The following is a 6,279-nucleotide window of genomic DNA, read 5'->3' as shown; positions in this document are numbered from 1 at the left end:
GATTCTCCTTTGATTGGTTTTGGTCGACTTAATTATAAGGGAATCTACTGACCTTTTTCTATTGATATACAAAAAAACGTACCAGTGAGTTTTTAGAACTCACCAACACGATTAATTATAGAACCAACAAAGTTACTGCTCTCAATTAATCCCAATCTTGATCCACAATGGTTTACGGGATTTCCAGCAGTAGTGTTTGTAATGACTTTTGCCTGTACATCAAATCACATGTTGTTTTTGAGAAATGCTGTAAAAGGATTGGATAGTAGTGTCATTGAAGCAGCAGAAAATTTAGGGAGTAGCCAGTGGCAAATATTAAAGAGTGTTGTCATTCCAATGTTGAAGCCTGTACTAATTACACTGACAATCATGTCATTTCAAATTGGACTGAGTGCGATGTCAGCACCTCTAATGGTAGGTGGAAGTTTCCAAACAATTTCACCTCTAATATTGACATTTTCTCAACGCCCAGCTTCCCGTGACATCGCTGCTTTACTTTCACTAGTTTTAGGTTTAGCTCAGATCGTATTACTAATCGTGATGACATACAACGAAAAAAAAGGGAATTACTTATCAATTTCTAAAACAAAAACGAGACTAATAAAACAAAAAATTAACAATCCAATATTAAATACTGTAATTCATATAATTGCATATGTTCTATTTATAATTTATGTTCTTCCTTTAATATTAGTAGTATTGTTTAGTTTTATGGATACACAAGGCATTACACAATCAATATTATCGATGGACTTCTTTACATTAGAGCATTACCAAAGTATTTTGAGTGATGCAGGCAACTTACAACCTATATTAACCAGTTTTACATTCTCTGGTATTGCGGCTGTTGCTTCTGTAATCTTCATGTTAGTTATAGTCCGTTTAGTTATGACTCATCGAAAAAATAATTTTTTCGAAGGTATTGAGTTAGCATTTTATATACCTTGGTTACTACCAACATTACTAATCGCACTAGGAGTAATTCTAGCTTACGATGAACCGTCTGCTTTGCTTTTTGGTAATTTAGTAGTCGGAACATGGTGGGTATTACCAGTTGTATATTTAATTATGATGCTACCCTCAACTTTAAGGTATTTGAAGAGTGCATACTACTCTTTCGATCAAAACCTAGAAGATGCCTCACGCGTACTTGGTTCATCAGGTTTCAGGACATTTTGGCAAGTAATATTTCCAGCTTTATTACCAACAGCCTTAGCCTTAATTGCTTTGAATTTTAACAGTTATTTAGCAGATTATGATTTATCCGTTTTCCTATATCAACCAGGGAGACCGACGCTAGGGATTGCCATTAGGGAAAATGCAGCACCTGGAGCAAACGTTGATGCAGTTGCTGTAAACTTAGTTTACTCAGTGCTATTAATGGTTGTGAGTTCATTAGTACTTTACTTTGTTTATGGACGAGGTACACGAGTTGGGGAGAAACGAAGTGGTTTCGTAAGAGCATCGAATAGAAAACGAGGCAGAAAATGATAAATAATAGATTTCAATACCACTTAAACAAGTATCCTTTTTTAATAATGTCTCATCGTGGCTTTTGGGGAGGCAATATTATTCAAAACACAACTCAATCTGCTCAATTAGCTTATGCAGCTGGAGCTGATATTGTAGAAATTGATATTTGTCGATCCAAAGATGGAGTTTTTTATCTCTTTCATGATGGTGGGGAGTTAGACTTATTAGGTATTAACAAGCCTTTTTGGAAATTTAATTCTGACTTTATAGATAGCGCTTCGGTGTTAAATTCATTAGGTAACCCATCAGGTTATCGAATACAAAGGTTGTCTGAATTTTTATCATGGCTCCCGAATGATAGATTAGTTAATATTGATCGTTCATGGCATTATTGGGAAGATAAATCATTTTTTTCACTGATACACAATTCTGGGAAAAGTAAATCTCTTTTACTCAAAAGTCCAGTCAATAATAGGTGGCTTACTTCATTCGAAAGAAACGCCGGTGATCTTGCTTTTATGCCAATTGTTAAAAGCCACGAAGATGTAATAAGTGTATTAGGATATGACAATTTGAACACAGTTGGAATGGAATTAGTTGTAAAATCAGTCGATAGTGAATTATTAGATAAGAATTTTATTAAAATACTCAAAAACCATGGGTTCTTTTTGATGGCAAATGCTGAGAAACTAGGTGAAAATTTCAATTTATTTGCCAACTTTGATGATGACATGTCATTACTTGATTCATTAAATTCTGGTTGGGATGCATTTATTTCTCGGAACATCGATGTTATACAAACTGATTGGCCGAATTTCTTGACCGACTATCGGATTAAGATTGAAAAAAATGACAAATATTTGGAAGAACAAGAGAGTTTTAAAGATTACAACGGCCTAGTTGATCCACAAAAGTTACGCCCACTACTTGGGGAAAGTTATAGCAACCAAGCTGCTTTTAAATCAGTAGTTGATTTAGTGAACGAGTGGCAAATGAAAAGAGCATTAGCTGAGTTAACTAAACTGGAAAAGTCAGAAACGACAGCCATTGATGCATTAAGATTCAAAGCGGAAATATATTTTGTCTATGAAGCACATTCAACTTTAATGAAAGTTATTGATAAGCTTCTAGGGGTTGAACCAGATGATTTACAAGCGCTTTGGTTAGGAGCAATTAGTCGAATAGCCAATAATGAACAAGAAGAAGCTCAAGTTTATATAGAAAAATTATTAAACTATCATCCAAAATGGGCTGAGAAGTTACAAAAATATTTAGAAATAATTTCTGAGTACTCAAACTTAAAGCATGTAGTTTCCGATTTAGAAAAATTAAACTCATTAGATGTGATTGCAATTTATGGATATGGATTAACTGATAAAGGAGAAATTCCACGTATTCTAGAAAATCGGCTCCTAAAAGGTTTGGAATTATCACAAGCTTTCCCTGAAGCAAAAGTGATAGTGAGTGGTGGTGCAGTCACAACACCGTTTAATGAAGCAGAAGCAATGACATCCTTTTTAATTGAACATGGTGTGTCTAAAGAGCGTATAATTATGGAGCCTTTAGCGAAAGATACCGTTGGAAATAGCGTTATGATAGCTCCAATATTAAAAGAATCACGTTTTGAAAACTGTAGTGTAGTTACTTCGGTGACACATTTACCTCGAGCAATTTTGAGTTTAATCGGAGCTTTAGATTCCGTAGATTATACTTTAGATATTTACGGCTCTTCAGCTGAAGAGATGATAATTGATATACCACAAAATGAAAGACGCTTAACTTATAGTACTCTGTTTAGAGCCTTGGAACTATATACTAAAAATGATTTGGAAAGTGTGAGATTTAATGACAGTAACTTTTAATGAAGAAGGAAAATTTCGTATTGCTCAGGTAACGGATGTTCATTTAAATCATTATCCTTTTGATGACAATGATGAACAAATTTTATCTGATATATTTAATGCAATTCAACATATTCAACCGGATTTAATAATGATTACAGGAGATTTTAGTAATAGTTATAATAATCCAGAAGAACTTGGAATAATGACTGGCTTTTTTGAATTTCTTAATAAGTTTGATATACCAAAGGCAATCACTTATGGAAATCATGATACAGAATTTGAATTGAGCCGACAGGACGCAGAAAAGTTGTTTAACAAAGTCGTTAAAAATAAAGTAATTCGAAAACATGAAAAAATAGTAGGAGATTTAACTCAATATGTCATTGAAGTTAATGATGCGAGAGGCTTTTTAAATCGCGTACTCTATGTAATGGATACTGGACATGTGGCTCCGGGCCCGATGAAGACTAATGATTGGATTTTACCAAAACAAGTAGAGTGGTTTAGAGAAGCGAGCAAGGAATATAAAGCGCTCAAAGATAATCTGTTATTTATTCATATTCCTATACCAGAATACTTGAGAGCAAAGGATCAAATTGTTAGTGGCACTTTATTGGAACCAGATCAATTGATATCAACAAGTCGAGTAAATACAGGGCTATTTTCTGAATTACTTTTTTCAGATCAAATATATGGAGTGTTTTGTGGACATAACCATTTGAACAACGCAGAACTGCTTTGGGAAGGAATTCATCTTTTCTATGGAATGTTTAGTGGTAAAGAAGAGAAGGCTGGGGATTTTCGTGGTATACGATATATCGATTTAGCTACTGATGATTCAGTTCAATCTGAATGTGTATTTTATAAAGATTTGTAATAAGTGAGCCTGCTTTGTAGCAGGCTTTTTTCATTATAGAAATTTTGAATGAAAAGGGTAGTATTGTGGGTTGTGGGGCGTCGTGAGCTAGCACCACGCTACGCAAGCTCATTTTCGGACCGTCGTGGGAGGTCACGATGCACCGCACCAAGTCGTCATATTCTATTTTCCGAGGCGCTGGGCGTATATTTTTCCGCAATACTTGGTATAATAGGTATAGAATGCAAGTTAGAGAGGTTTTTATATGGTAAGAATAGGGGTAGTTGGCAGTATTTCCACGGATTTTGTCGTAGAGGCGAGTCGCCGGCCTGAGCAAGGTGAGACGGTTTTTGGAGATTCATTTGAAACATGTTTTGGTGGTAAAGGTGCGAACCAAGCAGTGGCGTCTGCGCGTTTAAGTGCCGATGTATCAATGATTGGCGCAGTTGGCGATGACGAGTTCGCGGATCGTTTAGTGACAAATTTAAAAAATGAAAACATAAATACAGACGCAGTTCAAAATGTGAGCGGTGTGCCTTCCGGATCGGCGATCATCACTTTAGTTGAGCGAGACAACTCGATTATTTACGTTGCTGGTGCAAATGACGAGGTCAAGCCAGAAGATATTTCAAAAGCGCTAGTGAAAAGTTTTGATATTGTGCTTGTTCAAAATGAAACACCAGTTGAAACCATTGAGCAATTAATTGATATGTGTAATGAAGTTGATACGCCAATTATACTCAACCCTGCACCCGCACGTGAAATGAGCGAAGCTTACATTGCTAAAGTAGACTATCTGACTCCGAACGAATCCGAGTTCAAGGTGCTATTTCCCGAGGAGACGATGGAAAATATTTTACAAAAATATCCTAATAAAATTATCGTCACTTTAGGAGCTGAAGGAGCGGTCTTCTTCGACGGAAAATCACGTCAGTGGATTCCGGCGGTTGATGTGCCGGACGTGGTCGACACAACTGGAGCGGGTGACACATTCAATGGGGCGCTAGCGTTTGGAGTAGCTTCAGGCTTGGCTTTAGAAGAGAGTGTGCAGTTTGCGAATTTAGCTGGCTCGCTTTCAATCACTAAAAAAGGCGCCCAAGCAGGGATGCCGACCTTAGAAATAATGCGAGAACATAAAGAATTTAACACAAAATGGAAATTTGGAGGAGAAAAATAATGACAATTAAAAAAGTAAGTGACTCACGTGTGGTGCAGACGCACTTGATTATGCCTGGGGACGGGAACCGTCACAACACACTTTACGGCGGAAATTTAATGCGCATGATTGATAACGTATCAGCGATTAGTTTCACAAGACATACGCGTTCCCTTGGTGTAACTGCTTCGATGGATGTTTTGAATTTTATTAAACCATTACCCGTATCGAATTCGGTGTGCATCGAAACGATCGTCTCGGGTGTTGGCAAACGCTCAGCAGAAATTTTCGCGAAAGTCATCGGAGAGGATCTAGCAACCGGCGAACGCTATTTAGCTGCCACAGCCTTTTTAACATTTGTGGTCGTGGACGAAAATGCGCCAGACATCCCGCAACTTGAAGCGGAGACTAAAGAAGAGCGCTACATAATGAAAGGTTACGCAGAGCGTCGTAAGAAACGTTCAGAAGATCGCCTGGCAGATCGTGAATTTCAAGAAAATATTTCAATTGAATTCCCTTGGGGATAAGAAAATAGAGTCAAAGCACAACTGCTTTGGCTTTTTTATTTGGTTGCGGGGCGTCGTGAACCGGCACGACACTCCGTAAATTGACTTGCGTAGCGTCGTTTTGACTCACGACACTCCGCATTCGCGAATACGGCGCATCGTACTCACCCACGACGCTCCGGAAACTGATTTGCGGTACGTCGTACCAGCTCACGACGCACCTTAACCAGCTTAATCCAAATTTATTTCAAAAATCTGCAAATAAAATAATGGAAATGCCCATTTTTTACGTATGTATATATAAAAGAAAAATATACTGATAAAGCCCATATAATTGTGTAAAAGTAAAAAACCATAATAATCTCTTTGGTACAATGTAGTTGACAGACAAACATTGAAAGGAAGATTATTATGGCTCAATTAAATATTACCTTAAATTTAGAA

5 protein-coding genes are annotated in these 6,279 nt (G+C 37.0%); all 5 read left to right on the top strand.

Going from position 1 to position 6,279, the window contains the following annotated elements; all coding sequences use genetic code 11:
• Positions 1–114: 114 nt before the first annotated feature.
• On the top strand, positions 115–1,491 hold the full coding sequence (locus ACEN33_RS11600; RefSeq protein ID WP_407095155.1) for an ABC transporter permease: 1,377 nt from the start codon (positions 115–117) through the stop codon (positions 1,489–1,491).
• The gene (locus ACEN33_RS11595) at positions 1,488–3,335 is read left to right on the top strand and encodes an ElyC/SanA/YdcF family protein (protein WP_407095154.1); all 1,848 of its coding nucleotides are present in this window, start codon (positions 1,488–1,490) and stop codon (positions 3,333–3,335) included. Before ACEN33_RS11600 ends, ACEN33_RS11595 begins: the two co-directional genes overlap by 4 nt.
• The gene (locus ACEN33_RS11590; RefSeq protein WP_407089677.1) at positions 3,319–4,194 is read left to right on the top strand and encodes a metallophosphoesterase; all 876 of its coding nucleotides are present in this window, start codon (positions 3,319–3,321) and stop codon (positions 4,192–4,194) included. Before ACEN33_RS11595 ends, ACEN33_RS11590 begins: the two co-directional genes overlap by 17 nt.
• A 244-nt stretch (positions 4,195–4,438) precedes the next feature.
• Positions 4,439–5,350 carry a ribokinase gene (rbsK, locus tag ACEN33_RS11585; protein ID WP_407089676.1) on the top strand — a complete coding sequence of 304 codons (912 nt, stop codon included), beginning with the start codon at positions 4,439–4,441 and terminating at the stop codon, positions 5,348–5,350.
• Complete coding sequence (locus ACEN33_RS11580; protein ID WP_407089675.1) at positions 5,326–5,856, top strand: acyl-CoA thioesterase; 531 nt, start codon at positions 5,326–5,328, stop codon at positions 5,854–5,856. The genes rbsK and ACEN33_RS11580 overlap by 25 nt, the downstream gene beginning before the upstream one ends.
• Positions 5,857–6,279 lie beyond the last annotated feature (423 nt).

The sequence above is a fragment of the Ruoffia sp. FAM 24228 genome, from assembly GCF_045528575.1.
Taxonomy (GTDB): Bacteria; Bacillota; Bacilli; order Lactobacillales; family Aerococcaceae; genus Ruoffia; species Ruoffia halotolerans.
The sequence above is the reverse complement of the archived record's forward strand: the minus strand, read 5'-3'. Positions and strand labels throughout refer to the sequence as shown.

What these genes read in the sequence shown, in the direction of transcription:
- ACEN33_RS11595 (WP_407095154.1), top strand. Translation starts at nt 1,488, where the DNA reads ATGATAAATAATAGATTTCAATACCACTTAAACAAGTATCCTTTTTTA.
- ACEN33_RS11590 (WP_407089677.1), top strand. Translation starts at nt 3,319, where the DNA reads ATGACAGTAACTTTTAATGAAGAAGGAAAATTTCGTATTGCTCAGGTA.
- rbsK (WP_407089676.1), top strand. Translation starts at nt 4,439, where the DNA reads ATGGTAAGAATAGGGGTAGTTGGCAGTATTTCCACGGATTTTGTCGTA.
- ACEN33_RS11580 (WP_407089675.1), top strand. Translation starts at nt 5,326, where the DNA reads ATGGAAATTTGGAGGAGAAAAATAATGACAATTAAAAAAGTAAGTGAC.